The sequence below is a fragment of the Nocardiopsis sp. FIRDI 009 genome, assembly GCF_003386285.1.
Classification (GTDB): Bacteria; Actinomycetota; Actinomycetes; order Streptosporangiales; family Streptosporangiaceae; genus Nocardiopsis.
Window position 1 is genome coordinate 117,378 of the sequence record NZ_QPNC01000013.1, and the last position, 17,136, is coordinate 134,513.

Sequence of the window (17,136 nt, forward strand, 5' to 3'; positions counted from 1 at the left end):
GACACCGGGAGAGCGACCGGCCGATACGGTGGCGAACCCGCCGAGACGACGGGACCGTCCACCGAACCGAAGCAAGTTCACCCCGCCGGGTCTTGGCACGCGGGCCGGTGGGAACCATCGTGGAGGAACACGCGCACGCCGACCGGCGCGGCCTGACCCCCGACGGACACGGAGGACTCCACCCCGATGAGCGACACAGGCGGCCCCGCCGCCGTCGACCGGCACTTCCGAGACGCGGTCACCGCCCTGCCCCCGACCGAACCGCGCCCCGCAGCGGCGCCGATCACGCCCGACAGTCAGATCACCGGCGACGACCTGCTACGGATCTTCACCGCCCAGGCGGGCAGTCGACAGCTCGACTTCGCCGCCCGCGAACTGGGCGCCAGGAAGCAGGGCTTCTACAGCATCGGATCCTCCGGCCACGAGAGCAACGCCGCGGTCGCCGCCGCGCTGCGCCCCAGCGACCCCGCGCTCCTGCACTACCGGTCCGGCGCCTTCTTCCTGTACCGCGGCGGCCAACTCCCGGGACAGCAACCGCTGTGGGACGTCCTGCTCGGCGTCGTCGCCGCCGCGGAGGAACCGATCAGCGGCGGTCGACACAAGGTGTTCGGCAGCAAATCCACCGCCGTGATCCCCCAGACGTCGACCATCGCCTCGCACCTGCCGCGGGCGGTGGGGCTGGCGTTCGCCATCGAACGCGCGGCACAGCTCGGGGTGGAGACCGAATGGCCGACCGACGCCGTGGTGGTGTGCAGCTTCGGCGACGCCTCGGCCAACCACTCCACCGCGGCGGGCGCGATCAACGCCGCCCTGCACTCGGCCCACCAGGGCATCCCCATGCCCATCCTGTTCGTCTGCGAGGACAACGGCATCGGGATCAGCGTGCGCACCCCCGCCGGGTGGATCGACAACGCCTACGGCCACCGCCCGGGCCTGCGCTACTTCACCTCGGACGGCAGCGACCCGATGGACGCGTTGACGATGGCCGCACGGGCCGCGGAGTGGGTGCGCCGGAACCGGGCGCCCGCGTTTCTGCGGCTGCGGACCGTCCGGCTGATGGGGCACGCCGGGTCCGACGTGGAGACCGCCTACCGGAGCCGGACCGAGATCGCGGCGGGCCTGGAGCACGACCCGCTCGTGGGCACCGCGCGCCGCCTCGTCTCCTCCGGCGTGCTCACCCCCCAGGAGGTCATCGACCGCTACGACCGCGTCCGCGACGAGGTCACCGAGCTCGCCGAGAAGGCGTGTGCCCGGCCCAGGCTCCGGACGGCGGCCGAGGTCGTCGCGCCGCTCGCACCGCATCGCCCCCGGGCGGTGCGGGCCGACGCCGCGCGCACCGCGCCCGAGGCCGACCGGCGGCGGGCGTTCAGGGGGACCCCGCCCGAGGGCGAGGGGCCGGTGACCCTGGCCCAGGCCGTCAACGGCACGCTCGCCGACCTGCTGTGCCGCGACCGCGACATCCTGGTGTTCGGTGAGGACGTGAGCCGCAAGGGCGGCGTGTACGGCGTCACGAAGGGGCTGCGCAGGCGGTTCGGGGCGCGCCGGGTCTTCGACACGCTGCTGGACGAGCAGAGCGTCCTGGGCGCCGCTCTGGGGGCGGCGCTGTCGGGTTTCGTGCCGATCCCCGAGATTCAGTACCTGGCCTACCTGCACAACGCCGAGGACCAGATCCGCGGCGAGGCCGCCACGCTGTCCTTCTTCTCCCGCGGCCAGTACCGCAACCCGATGGTCGTGCGCATCGCGGGCTACGCCTACCAGAAGGGCTTCGGCGGACACTTCCACAACGACCACTCGGTGGCCGCCCTGCGTGACATCCCCGGCGTGGTGATCGCGTCGCCCTCCCGGGCCGACGACGCCGCCCACATGCTGCGCACCTGTGTGGCGGCGGCGCGCGAGGACGGCCGGGTCTGCGTCTTCCTCGAACCGATCGCGCTGTACCACACGCGGGACCTGCACGAGCCCGGCGACGGCGGCTGGCTGGCGCCCTACCCGCCGCCGGATGCCTGGGGCGCGCGCCACGTCGGACTCGGCCGGGCCCGCACCTACGGCGACGGGACCGACCTGACCCTGGTCACCTTCGCCAACGGGGTGCCCATGTCCCTGCGCGTGGCACGCCGCCTGGCCGAGCGCGGGATCCACGCCCGGGTGCTGGACCTGCGCTGGCTCGCCCCGCTGCCCGCCGCCGACCTGCGCAGGGAGGCCGAGGCCACGGGCCGTGTGCTGGTCGTCGACGAGACCCGCCGCACAGGGGGCGTGGCCGAGGCGGTGCTCGCCGAACTCGTCGACGCGGGTTTCGGCGGCGCGTTGGGGCGGGTGAACAGCCTGGACAGTTTCGTCCCCCTGGGCCCGGCCGCCGACCAGGTGCTGTTGAGCGAGGAGATGATCGAGGAGGCCGCCCGGCGGCTGCTGTCCGCGGACCGCCGGTGAGGGTGGCGTCGAGGCGCCGGCGGGCACCGGAACGGAGACCTCCGCATGGCCACGCCGACACGGACACCGCACAGGGGCGGGAGTGGGTCCCGGGGTGTTCGTGCCGGGTTCTGTGACCGGCCTGCGAGGGGTCCGCTCACCGGCGGGCCCGGCCGGGGGCGCGGGTGCCGCTGGTGCGCCGGTCCTGGCCGCCTGCCTCCGGTTCGGCCAGGGCCCGCCGGTCATCGGTTGCACCCCGGGCGGCGGTTGATCCACGGCCTACGGTTCCGGGCGCGGACTGGCATACCGTGGTGGGACCGGCCCGAGCGGTACGGGTCCGTGGGAGACGGGGTAGGGGTTGTTCCGCCGCGGGCAGCGCAAGGACACCTGGAGCCGCATCTTCGAGCGACTCCAGGCCCGGGCCGCCGCGAAGGAGCTGATCACCTGGGGCATCTCGGTGGACTCCACCATCATCCGCGGCCGGTGCGCCCGTCCAGGCCGCGGTACAGGCACTGGCCGTTGCCCAGGGCTCGGGGGGACGCGCGGTACCCGCCTGAGCCGTCGATGCCCGGTAACGCCATGACGTCGGTGACGCGGCCACTGTGTGGAGCCGCGCCCCACCGGCGCGGAGGTCGGCTGTGAGGAGCTACCGAAGATGTTCCAGGAACTGGTGCGGTATGCGCCCACGGTGCATGACGCGACGGTGCGCGGGGCGCTCTACCCTCGGCGGTCCCTGGTTCTGGTCGCCGGGGTCCCCGGGGCCGGGAAGAGCACCCTGCTGCGGCGGCTGTTCGGTCTGCGCGGGGACGAGGAGCGGACTGTGCTCACCGCGGACGGTGTGCGGGTGATCGACTCGCTGCAGTCGCGGTACCGGCTGGGATCGCTGCTCGGCCGGGTCCCCTACCCACTGTGGCGCTGGGTGGTGCACGTACTGCACCTGACCCGGGTGGCCGCGGCGCTGTGCGGCGGCCCGGTGGTGGTGCACGAGTGCGGGACCCGGCGCCCGGTCCGCGTGCTGCTCGCCCTGCTCTGCCGACTCCGCCGGTACGAGGTGCACGTGCTGATGATCGACGCCACCCCGCAGGAGGCCCGGAGCGGGCAGAACGCCCGGGGGCGGCGGGTGACCGAGCGCAGCCACCGGGTGCATTCGCGGCGCTGGCGGCGGCTGCGCGCGGCCACCCGGCACGGGCCGACGGCGTTCGCGCCGGGCGCGCGCAGTCTGCTCGCGCTCGACCGGCGCCGGGCGCGGGAGCTGGCCTGGATCCGGTTCGGCCCCTGCGCGAACGACCCTAGCCTCCTGCACACCGCGGTGGAGTCGCCCTCCACCCAGCTTGAACTCGTGGTGTCCCCTACCCCGTGACACTGGCTGGTCAGGCGGTACGACGTCTCCATGGGGCACGCACGAGGGGCGGGTTGACGCCCCAGGGGCGACAGCGACGAGAGCAGGTGCGTAGACGGGCGGCCGAGCACGTCGCCCGTGGTGACAGGACCGGGAGCATCACCAGGGAGCTGCGGGTGAGGGCGCGGTCGGTATGACGCTGGCGACGCGCCTGGGTCCTGAGCGGGAGGCGGCCGGTGGCGCGGGTACGCGGCACCGGCTCGGGCACGACCGTCGGCGGCTTGAGCCCGCGCATCGGGTTGGGGATCTCCTCCTCGGCCAACCACCTGACGAACTGCCGCAGGCGTGGAACTGGTGGTCGAGGTAGGAGTCCTCATGGCCGCGGCGGCGCAGCCGCACCGGCCAGAACCGTACTGATCAGCGGGCGTCTCCCCATGAGGGAAAATCCATGAGCCAACGAATAGATCAGGACGGATCACCAGGATCACGTTCCACAATTTCCACGCATGAGTGGGTGGGTATGGGAGAGGCCACCTCCGTCACCCCCTCTCGGCGGACTCGTTCCTCGATCTCGGCGAGGCGTCTTCGCAGGGCATCGATGCCGTCCTGACGGAGTATCTGGATCAGCGGTTCGTTCTCAGTCACAGTCCGAACTCCAGGGACCCATAGGATCGAAGACACCTTCAGGTGATTCGAATTCTTCATCATCCCATTGTTGTGGAATCTGAGCGTAACCCGCGCCCTGCACACCTGATGGTCGTGCCTGAAGGACGACCGCTCCTTCGAGGAGGAGTGCGTGGAGGGCCACGTCCCAGCGGTCCACGAGGGCACGGACACGCCTGAGCCCACCGACTTCGACGCCTGGAGCCACGTCGGTGTGGCGAGCACGCGCCGCTACGCGGTCACCGCCTACACGCGGCCGGGGTTGCTCCGGGGATCGGAGGCGTACCCCGGGTGCCGTCAACGAACGTGGCACCACCCGTGAACGAGAGGGACCCACCGTGGTCTCCTGCCCGCGCATGCCTCCACCAGGCTGGAGCTCCAGGGGACGACGGACGGTGGGCATGGACGAACTCGTCGAGCACTGGACCGTGCCCGACGACGAGCATGACCTGGTCACGGGCAAGCGCCGTGCGACCAGGCTCGGGCCCGCGCTGCCACTGAAGCACCACACACGGCACCAACGCTCCCCCACGACCGAGGCGAACTCCCCGACGAGGCCGCCGAGATCGCCCTCCACGAGTGGTTCGGGCGCATGATCGGGTACCACCGCAAGCAGATCCGCGGCCACCCGGACTTTTGGATGTGCGGGGTCACCGACGCCAACAAGCTCACCGGCTGGCCGGCCACAGGCGTCGCCCACTCCGAACGCAGCACCGACCGGGTGCGCGAGGAGCTGTTCAAGCGCTGCTTCGCCGAGCGACCCCGCTGGGGGACACGTGTCCCCCGCCCCGCCCCTCAGGTGAGGTCCAGACCGCCGTCGAGGGTGAGGACCTGGCCGGTGAGCCAGGTGGTGCCCGGGTCAGCGAGCCGGAGGATCCATTCGGCGAGTTCCTCGGGCTCGCCGCGGCGGCCCAGCGGGATCTGCTGAGCTTCTGTCTCCTTGATCTGGCGCACGGCGGCCTCGGGCAGCCCGGCGGCCGACAACGCCTCGCTCTCGGTGGGGCCCGGGGCCAGGGCGTTGACGCGCACGCCCTCGGGCGCGAGTTCGAGGGCCCACGAGCGCGTCAGGTGCTCGATGGCGGCCTTGGAGGCGGCGTAGTGGGCGGCGCCGGGCAGCGGCCGGTGGCCGTAGGTGCTGGAGACGTTGACGATCGTGCCCCGCTGAAGGCGCAGATGGGGCAGGGCCGCGGCAGCCAGCAGGCTGGGAGCGGTGACGTTGAGCGCGAACAGGTCGCTGATACGGGCGGCCTGGGTGTCGGCCAGCGGCATCATCGCGGTGGCGCCAGCGTTGTTGACGAGCAGGTCGATGCGGCCCCAGCGGGACGCGGCGGCCTCGGCGACCTCGGCGGGCACCTGGGGGGAGCGCAGGTCTGCGGGGTGGATGGCGATGCCGGGATGCTGGGCGGCGGTCTCAGTCAGTGCGTCACGGCGCCGACCCACACCCAGGACGTGGGCTCCGGCGCGGGCCAGGGCGATCGCGGTGGCGCGACCGATGCCCGATCCTGCGCCGGTGACGATCGCGACCCGCCCGCTGAAGCGCTCCTGCTGCTGGTGCTGTGGTGATGTGGTCATACCGACTCCTTGTTCGATGTTCGTTGAACATCGAACAAGCTAGCATAGGAACATGAGGAGAGCACACCATCCAGCGGCCGAGGACGTGGCGTTGCCCGAAATCATGGGGGCGCTCAGTGACCCTCTGCGCATCGGGCTGATACGGGTGCTGGCCGATGGCGGCGAGCGCGGCTGGGGCGAACTCCGGGCGCCGGTCGCCAAGTCGACGCTCAGTCACCATTTGCGGGTACTGCGCGACGCGGGCGTGATCCGTACCCGCCAGGAGGGCACCCGCTGCTTCGTCCGGCTGCGCCGCGAGGACCTGGAATCGCGTTTCCCCGGCCTGATCAAGGCCGTCCTGGCAGCGGCCGACACCGACGGCGTGGGCAACGGTATCGGTCTCGTGTCCGGCGCGTGACCCGTCGAGGGTGAGGACGCCCGGCGCGGCGGCCTCGTCGGGGAGTTCGCCTCGGTCGTGGGGGAGCGTTCGTGCCGTGTCTCGGCCCCGCACCCGCGGGGACAAGTCCCCCCCGGTAGGGCGATACGTGTTCTGGGAAGTGTCCGGGTGCAGAAAGGACGCTCTCACCGAGGCGGGAGAATCGCAGAGGCGACATCCGCTCCCCCAGGAGTCCGGCGGTGGTCCGCTCCGGTGAAGCCGACCGTCGGACGGGCGAATCCCTCGGGGCAGAGCTCCGGCAGCTCACCCGGCCCCACGACCTCCAGGCCGGTGCACAGCGCCGAAATTAAGCGTTCTGCCCATCTTGTGGTGAAAAGTCACTACACATAGCATCAGGCCGACCCCACCGGGTCACCACATGGATCAGCACCCTCACCCCCAGGGAGACCCCCATGCTGAGACGCGTCCTCGCCCCCCTCCTGATCGCGCTGAGCGCGCTGGCGCTGATGCTGGCGGGTGCCGCACCGGCCACCGCGGCACCCACGGAGCAGTCCCAGCCGCTGCGCCAGACCGTGCTGTACTACGACGCCAGCCAGGCCGCGGAGTACACCTCCGCCGTCTCCTCGGCCGTGCGCGTGTGGAACTACAGCGTCAGCAACGTCCGTCTGGAGCCGGCCCCCGCCGGACGGCGTGCCGAGATCCGCATCATCGCCGACAACGGCTGGCCCCGCGCCCAGCTGGGCCCGGTGCGCCCGGGCGGACAGGTCACCGTCTGGATGGGCCGTCAGGGCACCGCCGCGGGCTACGACGCGGTGCGCATCGCCGCGCACGAGCTCGGCCACAGCCTGGGCCTGCCCGACGCCAAGCCCGGCCCGTGCTCGTCGCTGATGTCGGGCTCCACCGGCGGCGTGAACTGCACCAACCCCTACCCCAACGCCTACGAGCGCTGGCGGGTCGAGGCCAACTACGGCAGCGGCCTGGCCGGCCAGCGCGCCGCCGACGGGCAGCTCCTGGTCGACCGCGCCTGAGCGGACACACCGGCTCTCCACAGCCGAGGACCTTCGGCGCCGGCCCGCCGATTCGGGCCGGCGCCGGAGGCGCCACGCTCCCGCTCGCCTCCACGTGAGACCGGCCGCCGCGGTAACGGCACTGATGGTCGGGGTTCGGCGCCGGTTGGTCCGGCGACCGGGCATACACCTGCGTGCCAGCCTCGAGGCCGCGTTCGAGGACGTCGGTGCTGACCCGGAGGAAGGCCCCGCAGACGAAACGGATGCGAACCCGAACGCGACGACGGCGCGGATCCCGTTCGAGCCTGCGACGGGCGCCGAGGCGGTTGTGGCGCCGTTGACCGCCACGTGGGACGCGCCGGAGATCGCGGCGATCCAGGTGGAGGAACAGGGCCGGGAAGGAGTGCGGAACCCGCGAAAGGTCACGTGCCCCCCTCGATGCGGGTGCGACGGCCCCGACGGGCTGTGCGCGGAGGTGGCGGGGGCGGATACGTGGTTCCGCCGACGGGGGCTGCGCTCCACGTCGTACATGATGGACCGGGTTCGGACGCCGCCGTCGCGTCTTCCTCCGTGACCGGATACCCGACGGCGGCGTCTCCGCGCGGCCTCAGTCCTTGAGGAAGTCCAGGCGCGGGTCCGTCAGCCCCGGGGAGATCTCGAGGACCTCGGCCGTGACGACGTCGTTGATCACGAACGGGTCCTTCGCGACCCGCGCGCGGAGGTCCTCCGCTGTGGTCCCCGTGGCGAGCAGCGCGCCGCCCCGCCCCGGCTCGATGCTCCCGGCCAGCAGGAAGACCCCGTCCTCCATACCCTGGCGGATCCATTCCCGGTGGGCCTCCATGTGGTCGGCGGCTTCGGCGCCGTTGGCGGAGAGACGAAGCAGGACGATGTACACGAGGGTCTCCTCACAGACAGGGGTTGGGGGTGAAGGAGGGTACGGAGGTCGCCCGTCATCCGCGGTCGGCGGACACACGGGAGGCCGGTAGCCCTGTCAGCCACGTGTTGATCCGGTCGACCTCGCGGTGGACGAACTCGCTGTCGTGAAAGGCGTTCGACAGCGTGGCGATGCCTTGGCTGGACGCGAGGACCCGCATCGCGAGGTCGTCGGCCTCCGCGTCGAACCCGAGCTCCTCGAACTGCTCGCGCAACCAGGCGCGGAACAGGTCGAAGACGCCCACGGCGTGCGCACGGAAGGGGTGGTCGAGCTTGGCGAGCTCGTTCGTCAGCGTCCCGACCGGACAGCCGCAGCTCTCGATGTCGTCGCGGTTGGTGATGAGGAGCTCGACGAACCGCCGCACGCGGTCGAGCGGGTCCGTCGAGTTCTCCGCCCATGCGGTGAGCATCTCCCGGGTTCTCGCCAGCCGGGCCTCGATCACCGCGTGGAGGATGTCGTCCTTGGTCCTGAAGTGGTGGTAGAAGTTGCCCCGGGAGATCCCGACGGCCTCAGCGATCGCCGCGAACGAGGTCGGCTCGAAGCCCTGCTCGTAGAACAGGCGGTCGGCCGCCTCGACGATCCGCTCGCGCGTCCCCACGGCACCCCCGTTCGACGACTGACTCTAGGACAATCGTCCTAGGTGACGGCCACGACACTAGGACATCCGTCCCAGCCCTGACAAGGGGGCCGCGTCACCGGCGTCGTTCCCGGGGGCCAGCTGCCTCCTCCCCGGAAACGACGCGGTGCTCGACGCGGGTCAGCCGAGCCGGAAGTCGGCGACCCGGATGGGCGTGGACGGCCGCTCCCCGGCCTCCTGGTAGAGGATCGACAGCACACCCTCGGAGGCGACCCTGGACTCGTCCACGAGCACCTCGCCGAACGCGTCGATGTCGGACCCGTCGTGGACCATCGTCCAGTCGGTCCAGCCGGACTCACTGGTCGCGGCCATGATCCGACCGAAGGGCATGACCACGTAGGCGGTGTCCTCCCCGGTCAGGACCAGCCGGGAACGGCCGAAGGCCCGGAGCGGCTCGGGGATCTCGAACTTGTGCCACCGGCCCGCCCCGTCCTGGTACAGGTGGAAGGCGTAGCCCTGAGTGCGGCGGTCGCGGACGAAGTCGGTGGAGCAGTGCCCGAACCGGCCCGGCCGGTAGCTGATCACCACGTGCGGGTTGCCCGCGGAGTCGACCGCCTGCGACTCCTGGTTCATCAGGGCGTAGTTCAGCGGCAGCGGGTCGACCACGTGCCCGGGGGTGTCCACGGACACCCGGTGGGAGGTCCCGGTCACCGCGGCCACGGCGCCGTCGTCGGTGCGCCAGGTGCGCCCCTCATCGTCGCTGTAGACGTAGCCGGTGTCGTGGTTGGACAGTCCGCCCGGGTGGCAGAGGATGTCCCCGCCGGCGGCGGTCTCACGCCAGGTGAAGGACGCGTGCAGGCGCCCGTCGTCCCCGTAGCCGATGCCGTGCAGGTACATGTTGCGGCTGGTGCTGACCGCCCCGTTGGCCGCGTAGGAGCCCTCGGGGGACGACCACGCGCCCAGGTGCGTCCAGCCTCCGTCCCCGTCATACTCGGCCAACTCCAGGGTGCCGTCACCGGAGCCGCCGGTCCGGTAGGCGAGCTGCAGCCCGTCGTCGGGGGCGCTGACGAACCGGGGGTAGGTGATCGGGCCGATGTCCAGGCCGGCCAGGTCCCGGCTGACCGGTTCGAAGGAGTCAGCGCTCCAGGGCGCGTCGCCGGTGAGCAGGCCCACCGCCGAACGCGTGTAGTACACCGGGGTGTTGTGGGTGTCCATGGCCACGTGTAGCCGGTCGTCCTCGGCCGAGACGCCCAGGGAGATGCTGTTGTGGGAGTCGTTCACCGTGAGCCGGTGCGGCAGCTGGACGGTGTGCCAGTCACCGCCGTCGAGGTCGCGTCGGGCCACGACGGCGTGGCGGGACTCGGTGTACCAGGCGGCGTACTGGTAGTCGCCGTGGGTGATGATGCCGGACTGCTGGTAGGAGCCGTTGTTGACCAGTCCGTCGTAGGAGACGAAGTACAGGGCCTGCTCGTCCAGGGTCCGCTGGCCCAGGGGTGTGGCCGAGGGGGCGTCGGCGGCGACCGCCGGGATCGCGGGGGCGACCCCGAGCGGAACGGCCAGGGTCAGGGCCAGGGCCGTGTTCAGGACACGGATCCGGGAGGGGGTGCGAGGGGGCATCGGGGGACCTTTCTGCCGGGGGGTGTCGGGGCGGTGGTCAGGGCAGGTGGAAGATCTCGGTGAGCGGGAGCATGCCCTCGTCGGGCCGTCCGGGCAGGTCCTCGAAGAACGGCGCCATCTCGGCCTGCCAGCGGTCGTTGACGTCGGTGCGGGCCATGGCGGCGCGGGCCGCCTCGAAGTCCTCGGTCTCCAGGTAGCCGACGACCATGCCCTCGTCGGTGCAGAAGAGCGAGTAGTTGTGCCAGCCGGTGGCGCTGAGCGCGGCGCGCATCTCGGGCCACACGGCGGCGTGCCGTTCCTTGTACTCCTCCAGCCGCTCCTTGCGGACCTTGAGGACGAAGCAGACGCGTTGCACGGCCGCTCCTTTCGGTGGAGAAGGGGCGGGCCGGAGGGAGGGGTTCCGGCCCGCCCCTGGGAGAGGGGGCGCCGCGCCGCCGAGGGTGCAGACCCGCCCCCGCGGGCGGCGCGCCCTGGGCGGTGGTGGGTCTAGAAGTCGAAGTCGTCGATGTTGTCCTCGTTGAAGACCGTCGGCGGGCCGAGCACGATCTCGCCGTCCTCGCCGATGGTGTACTCGCCGAGCTCACCGGCGGTGAAGGTCTCCCCCTCGGCGCCGGTGATCTGTCCGGCCTTCAGCGCGGCCCCGGTGTAGCCCGCCAGGTAGCCCAGCTCGTGCGGGTTCCACAGGGCGAACTCCTCGACGGTCCCGTCGTGGACGAACTCGCGCATCTGGTTGGGGGTGCCCAGACCGGTGACGGCGACCTCGCCCTTGTACTCGGAGTCGCTGATGTAGCGGGCCGCCGCGGCGATGCCGACCGTGGTCGGCGACACGACGCCGTCCAGGTCCGGGTAGGACTGCATCAGGCCCTGCATCTCCTGGAAGGACTGCAGGTCGTCGTCGTTGCCGTAGACGGTGTCGACCAGCTCCAGGTCGGCGTACTCGTCCTCCTGCAGGATCTCCTCCATCGCCGCGATCCAGGTGTTCTGGTTGGTGGCGTTGGGGGTGGCCGACAGGATGGCGAAGGTGCCTTCCCCGCCGATCTGCTCGGAGATCATCTCGACCAGCGCGCGGCCGATGAGCTCGTCGGAGGACTGGTTGACGAATACGTCGGTGCAATTGGCGTCGGAGTCGTAGCCGACGATGGCGGCGCCGTTGTCGCGGGCCTCGTTCAGCGCCGGGCAGACCGCGTCGGGGTCGTTGGCGGCGATGACGATGACGTCGCTGGCCGCCTGGCTGGCGGCGTTGATGTACTCGACCTGGGAGTCGGCGGTGGGCTCGGTACCGCCGCGCTCGGTGTACTCCCCGGCCAGCTCCTCCACGGCCTGGGCCCCGCCGGCGTTGACGATGTCGGAGTAGGGGTTGTTCAGCTGCTTGGGCAGGAAGTCGATCTTCAGCCCCTCGGGGATCTCCGCGTCGGGGTCGGCGGTACCGGTCGGCCCGGCGGTGTCGGCCTCCTCGGCGTCGTCGATGGTGGTGCCGCCGCAGGCGGCGGTCGTCAGTACGGCGGCCGCCGCGGCGATCAGGGCCAGGTGGCGCGGGCGCAGGGGATCGGTCATGACTGTTCTCCGGTGCGTGGACGGTCGGTGGAACCGGTGACGGGGACGGGGTTGGGGCCGGGTACGCGTCTGGAGCGGACCCGGGCCACGAGGTTCGGTGCGACGACCGAGGCGATGAGGATCAGACCGGTGACGATCTGGAGCACCTCGCTGGTCAGACCGAAGAGCTGGAGGGCGTTGCGGGCGGTGCCGAGCAGCAGCACGCCGCTCATGACGCCCAGGATCGAGCCGACGCCGCCGAAGATGGACACGCCGCCCAGCAGGACGGCGGCCACGACCTGCAGTTCCAGGCCGAAGGCGGTGTCGGCGCGCGAGGTGCCGTACTGCAGGGTCCAGAACACCCCGGCGCCGGCGGCGACCGCGCCGCTGAGGGTGAACAGCCAGAACTTGGTCCACCTGACGGGGGTTCCGGAGAAGCGCGCGGCCTCGTCGTTGTTGCCGATGTCGAACAGGGAGCGGCCGACGGACGTGGCGTGCAGCAGGACCGCGAACAGCACGGCCAGGGCCAGGACGGCCACGGCGATCCACGGCAGCCCCTCGACGCCCAGGAAGGGGTCGCGGGCCCCGCTGACCCAGCTGCGCGGGTAGCTGGCGACCGCCCGGTCACCGAGCAGGACGTAGGCCAGACCCCGGTACAGGGCCATGGTGCCGATGGTGACGGCCAGGGACGGCAGCCCCAGGACGGTGACCAGGACGCCGTTGAGGGCGCCCAGACCCGCGCCCACCGCCAGACAGATCCACAGCGCGGTCTCGATGGGCACCCCGGCCTCCCAGAGCACACCCAGGGTGGCGCTGCTCAGGGCGAGGGTGCTGGCCACCGACAGGTCGATCTCGCCGGTGATGACGATCAGGGTCATCGGCAGGGCCATCAGGGCGATGGCGGCGATGCTCAGCAGCAGGAAGCTGATGTTGCGCCCGGTCGCGAACATGTCCACGAACAGGGACGCGCCGAGCAGCGTCACGACGAGCACGGCGACGACCGGTGACTCGCGCCGGGACAGCAGCGACACGATCCGCCGCGCGCCCTCCGGCCGGGGGGCGGGGCCGGTCTCCGGGGCGTCGGCCGCCGGGGTGGTGATGACGCGTTCAGGCGCCACGGGCACCTCCTCCTCGAAGCTTGCGGGCCGTGCGCAGCGCCAGCAGGCGGTCCAGGCCGATCGCGGCCAGGATGAGCGCGCCCACCACGGCCTGCTGCCAGAACTGGTTGATCTGCCAGATGGGCAGGGCGGCGGTGATGGTGGTGAGCAGGACCGCGCCCAGGGCGGCGCCGTAGACGGTGCCCACTCCCCCGGCGATGGCGACGCCGCCGACGACGGCTGCGGCCACGACCTGCAGTTCCATGCCGGTACCGACGGTGGAGTCGACGGTGCCGTAGCGGGCGGCGAACAGGACCCCGGCAAGTCCGGCCAGGGCGCCGTTGGCGGCGAAGGCGACGATGACGCGGCGTCCGGCGGGGATGCCGGACAGGCGCGCGGCGTCGGCGTCGGAGCCGATCGCGTAGAGCTCGCGGCCGGAGCGGTAGTTGGCCAGGTAGAACCCGACCGCGATGACCACGGCGACGGCGATCGCCGCGGGCAGGGGCACGCCCAGGACACTGATCCGGCCCAGGGTCAGGAAGGACTCGGGCATGTCGTGGGCGTTGACCTGGCCGCCGCCCGCCCACCAGTGGTTGAGGCCGCGGTAGGCGTACAGGGTGCCCAGGGTGACGACCAGCGCGGGGACCTGGACGGCGGTGACGAGCAGGCCGTTGGCCAGGCCGCACACCAGGCCGATGAGCACCCCGGCGAGCATGACGACGGGCACGGGCAGGCCCGGGAACGTGACGAAGAGGATCCCGGTGCCGAAGGCCGCCAGTCCCATGACGGAGCCGACCGAGAGGTCGACGTTCCTGGTGATGAGGACCAGGGCCTGGCCGACGGCGAGGACGGACAGGACCGTGGCGCCCAGGAACAGGTCGCGGACGCCCTGGCTGGAGAGGAATCCGGGGTTGTGCAGCCAGGTGGCGCCGACCAGCAGGACGACGGCAAGCAGGACGCCGATCTCGCGGACCTGCCGTCGGCGGCCGGACGGGCGTCCCGTGGGTTCGGGCGGAGCCCCCGCCGTGGCGGCGGGCGGCGCGGTGACGGGTGGGTTCATCAGGCGGCCTCGCTCGGTCGCTGTCCGGTGGCCGCGTACATGACCGACTCCTCGTCGGCCTCGTCGCGGTCGAGTTCGGCGGTGAGGCGGCCCTCGTGCATGACCAGGACCCGGTCGGCCATGCCCAGCACCTCGGGCAGTTCGCTGGAGACCATGACGATGGCCAGTCCCTGACCGGCCAGGGTGGACAGCAGACGGTGGACCTCAGCCTTGGTGCCCACGTCGATGCCGCGGGTGGGCTCGTCGACGAACAGCACCCGCGGTTCGGTCGAGAGCCACTTGGCCAGGACGACCTTCTGCTGGTTGCCGCCGGAGAGGGTGGAGACGGGGTCGGTGAGCGCACCGGCCTTGAGCTGGAGTCTGGTCCCCCACTCGCGCGCGCTGGCGCGTTCGGCCCGGGAACTGAGCAACCCCAGTCGGCTGAGCGCCCAGCGGCGGGTGGCGGTGGCGTTGCGCTCGATGGAGGACTCCATGACCAGGCCCTGCTGGCGGCGGTCCTCGGGGACCAGCGCCATCCCGGCGGCCATGGCGGCGCGGGGTCGCCCCGCGGGCAGGTCCTCGCCCCGGACGCGGACGGTGCCCGCGTCGTGGCGGTCGACGCCGAACACGGCGCGCACCACCTCGCTGCGCCCGGCTCCCACGAGCCCGGCCAGAGCGACGATCTCACCGGCCCGCACCGAGAAGGAGACGTCGGAGAAGACGCCGTGGCGGGTCAGGCCCTCGACCTCCAGGACGGTGTCGCCGAACCCGGCCTCCTCCTTGGGGTACAGGCTCGTGACGTCGCGGCCGACCATGCGCCGCACGACGGTGTCCACGTCCAGGTCACCGGTGGGGTCGCAGGAGACGAAGGCACCGTCGCGGACGACGGTGACGCGGTCGCACAGACCGAACACCTCGTCGAAGCGGTGGGAGATGAACAGGAGGGCGGCTCCCCCGTCACGCAGTGCGCGGGCGACGGTGAACAGCCGCTCGGCCTCGACCCCCGACAGGGCGGCGGTGGGCTCGTCCATGACCAGGACGCGGGCGTCGCGGGTGATGGCCTTGGCGATCTCGACCAGCTGCTGGTCGGCGATGGACAGCCCGCGCGCGGGCCGGTCGGGGTCGACGTCCACGCCGAGCCGGTCGAAGACCTCCCGGGTGGCGCGCCGCATGGCGGTGCGGTCGATGGTGCCCAGTCGGGTGCGGGGCTGGCGGCCGACGAAGATGTTCTCGGCCACCGACAGGTCGGGGAAGAGTGTCGGCTCCTGGTAGATGACCGCGACCCCGGCGCGCTGGGCGTCGGCCGGCGCGGTGAACTCGGTCGGCTCCCCGTCCACCAGGACCTGTCCGCCGTCGGGGCGGTGGACCCCGGCGATGGTCTTGACCAGGGTGGACTTGCCCGCCCCGTTCTCCCCCACCAGGGCGTGGATCTCCCCGGCGCGCAGGTGCAGGGACAGTCCTCGCAGGGCCCGGACGCTCCCGAAGGATTTGGTGACGTCGACCAGTGCGAGGGGTGGAGGCACCGGTGATCGGTCGTCCGCCACGTGCGCCCTCCTTCTTCGTGTGCCGGTTCCCGGAGGTCCAGGGAAACCGGAAAAAACGTTTTAATATGGAGTGGATGTTAAGTGGGACACACCATCACGTCAAGGGGACGATCCAAGAAATCCCAGGTATCGCCCTGATAACGACCCGTGCTCGACCCCGGCGGGGCTCGCGTCGCGCTCCTTCGCGGAGGCGGATCCCCGGATGATTATTGACACGTTTCAATCCGGGTGTGAGCATGAGGACCCGGACCGAGCGCCGGGTCAGTACGATGCCTTCGCCTCGCCCCACGACCGACCGTTCGAGCCTGCCCGGGAGAGCCCTTGAGCCCCAGTCCACGCGCCAGCCGCCGCACGGTGGGCATCACCGAGGTCGCCCGGCACGCCGGGGTGTCCCCCGGCACCGTGTCCAACGTCCTCAACCGCCCCGAGCGCGTCGCCGAGGCGACCCGGCGCAAGGTCGAGGCGGCCATCGCCGAACTCGACTACGTGCGCAACTCCTCCGGCAGCAGCCTGCGCTCGGGCCGCAGCGGATCGGTGGGGCTCCTGGTCCTGGACGTCACCAACCCCTTCTTCACCGAGGTCGCGCGCGGCGTCGAGGACGAGGCCGCCGAGTCCGGCCTGGCCGTGGTCCTGCTCAACTCCGCCGAGCAGCGGGAGCGGCAGCGACGCAACCTGCGCCTGCTCGCCGAGCAGCGCGCGGCGGGGACCGTCGTCATGCCCGTGGACGACGACCTGTCCGACCTGGTGTGGCTGAGCCGCCAGGGCACCCCCTGGGTGGCCCTGGACCGGGGCGACGTGTCCGAGGAGGTGGGGTGCAGCGTCAGCGTCGACAACCACGCCGGCGGTCTGGCCGCCGGACGCCACCTCATCGGGCTCGGCCACGAGAGGATCACGTTCCTGACCGGCCCCTTCACGATCGAACAGGTGCGGCAGCGCCACCGGGGCCTGCTGGATGCCTGCGCCGAGGCCGACCTCGACCCCGACGAGACCGTCCGGGTGGTCCAGCAGCCCCAGCTCAACGCGGCCCAGGGCGAGCGCGCCGTCGACGCCGTCCTGGCCGGCGGCCCCCGCCAACGGCCCCAGGCCGTCTTCTGCGCCAACGACCAGTTGGCGCTGGGCCTGATGAAGGGCCTGGGCCAGCGTGGTGTGCGCGTACCCGAGGACATCTCGATCGTGGGCTACGACAACGTCGACTTCGCCGACCTCGTCCATCCCGGCCTGACCTCCGTCGCCCAGCCCAAGTACGAGCTGGGCCGTTCGGCCATGCGCCTGCTCGGCTCCGAGCTGGACGACCCCGGCCACCGGCACGAGCGCGTGTGGTTCACCCCCGAGCTCGTGGTCCGGGGGTCCACCGCCGCGCGCCGGACCTGACCCCCCACCGCGACCGCGCCGCTCCGCCGCCGCGGGGCCCCGGCCGTCGGCGCCGGTTCCG

The 17,136-nt window shown here is 71.9% G+C and carries 15 protein-coding genes; 6 read left to right on the forward strand and 9 right to left on the reverse strand.

The features are described from left to right. Window positions 1-186: 186 nt before the first annotated feature. The 3 genes from DVR05_RS11470 to DVR05_RS11480 all read left to right on the forward strand — a co-directional run bounded on the left by DVR05_RS11470 (window position 187) and on the right by DVR05_RS11480 (window position 4,730). Complete coding sequence (locus DVR05_RS11470; protein ID WP_116245839.1) at window positions 187-2,427, forward strand: thiamine pyrophosphate-dependent enzyme; 2,241 nt, start codon at window positions 187-189, stop codon at window positions 2,425-2,427. 634 nt (window positions 2,428-3,061) lie between these two features. Next, window positions 3,062-3,766 (forward strand): AAA family ATPase, encoded by a 705-nt coding sequence (locus DVR05_RS11475; RefSeq protein WP_116245840.1) that lies wholly within the window; start codon window positions 3,062-3,064, stop codon window positions 3,764-3,766. Between the two features lie 775 nt (window positions 3,767-4,541). Next, complete coding sequence (locus tag DVR05_RS11480; protein WP_116245841.1) at window positions 4,542-4,730, forward strand: hypothetical protein; 189 nt, start codon at window positions 4,542-4,544, stop codon at window positions 4,728-4,730. 473 nt (window positions 4,731-5,203) lie between these two features. Here the strand turns inward: DVR05_RS11480 and DVR05_RS11485 are convergent, their stop codons facing one another. Next, entirely contained in the window at window positions 5,204-5,980 is a 777-nt protein-coding gene (locus DVR05_RS11485; protein ID WP_116245842.1) for an SDR family NAD(P)-dependent oxidoreductase, read from the reverse strand. 52 nt (window positions 5,981-6,032) lie between these two features. On the opposite strand from DVR05_RS11485, the gene DVR05_RS11490 reads away from it, so the two are divergent. Further along, window positions 6,033-6,377, forward strand: a complete 345-nt coding sequence (locus DVR05_RS11490) for a helix-turn-helix transcriptional regulator (protein WP_116245843.1) — start codon at window positions 6,033-6,035, stop codon at window positions 6,375-6,377. A 431-nt stretch (window positions 6,378-6,808) separates the two neighbouring features. Further along, window positions 6,809-7,384, forward strand: coding sequence for a snapalysin family zinc-dependent metalloprotease (locus tag DVR05_RS11495; protein ID WP_116245844.1), 576 nt, complete (start codon window positions 6,809-6,811; stop codon window positions 7,382-7,384). A gap of 586 nt (window positions 7,385-7,970) precedes the next feature. On the opposite strand, the gene DVR05_RS11505 is transcribed toward DVR05_RS11495, so the two are convergent. From DVR05_RS11505 to DVR05_RS11540, 8 genes are all read right to left on the reverse strand, one after another. Further along, entirely contained in the window at window positions 7,971-8,258 is a 288-nt protein-coding gene (locus DVR05_RS11505) for a YciI family protein (protein WP_116245846.1), read from the reverse strand. Window positions 8,259-8,313: 55 nt separating this feature from the next. Beyond that, window positions 8,314-8,895, reverse strand: coding sequence for a TetR/AcrR family transcriptional regulator (locus DVR05_RS11510; RefSeq protein WP_116245847.1), 582 nt, complete (start codon window positions 8,893-8,895; stop codon window positions 8,314-8,316). Window positions 8,896-9,054: 159 nt separating this feature from the next. Next, window positions 9,055-10,491, reverse strand: coding sequence for a BNR repeat-containing protein (locus DVR05_RS11515; RefSeq protein WP_116245848.1), 1,437 nt, complete (start codon window positions 10,489-10,491; stop codon window positions 9,055-9,057). Window positions 10,492-10,528: 37 nt separating this feature from the next. Continuing rightward, entirely contained in the window at window positions 10,529-10,846 is a 318-nt protein-coding gene (locus DVR05_RS11520) for an L-rhamnose mutarotase (protein ID WP_116245849.1), read from the reverse strand. A 131-nt stretch (window positions 10,847-10,977) separates the two neighbouring features. Continuing rightward, entirely contained in the window at window positions 10,978-12,045 is a 1,068-nt protein-coding gene (gene rhaS, locus DVR05_RS11525) for a rhamnose ABC transporter substrate-binding protein (protein WP_116245850.1), read from the reverse strand. Further along, a complete protein-coding gene (locus DVR05_RS11530; protein ID WP_116245851.1) occupies window positions 12,042-13,148 on the reverse strand; it encodes an ABC transporter permease in 1,107 nt (368 codons plus the stop codon). Before DVR05_RS11530 ends, rhaS begins: the two co-directional genes overlap by 4 nt. Continuing rightward, window positions 13,132-14,181: an ABC transporter permease gene (locus DVR05_RS11535; protein ID WP_369974522.1), complete on the reverse strand. Its 1,050-nt coding sequence runs from the start codon at window positions 14,179-14,181 to the stop codon at window positions 13,132-13,134. Before DVR05_RS11535 ends, DVR05_RS11530 begins: the two co-directional genes overlap by 17 nt. Continuing rightward, the gene (locus DVR05_RS11540) at window positions 14,181-15,704 is read right to left on the reverse strand and encodes a sugar ABC transporter ATP-binding protein (protein WP_232832088.1); all 1,524 of its coding nucleotides are present in this window, start codon (window positions 15,702-15,704) and stop codon (window positions 14,181-14,183) included. The genes DVR05_RS11535 and DVR05_RS11540 overlap by 1 nt, the downstream gene beginning before the upstream one ends. Window positions 15,705-16,025: 321 nt before the next feature. Between DVR05_RS11540 and DVR05_RS11545 the strand changes: the two genes are divergently transcribed. Then, window positions 16,026-17,075 carry a LacI family DNA-binding transcriptional regulator gene (locus DVR05_RS11545; protein ID WP_116245853.1) on the forward strand — a complete coding sequence of 350 codons (1,050 nt, stop codon included), beginning with the start codon at window positions 16,026-16,028 and terminating at the stop codon, window positions 17,073-17,075. Window positions 17,076-17,136 lie beyond the last annotated feature (61 nt).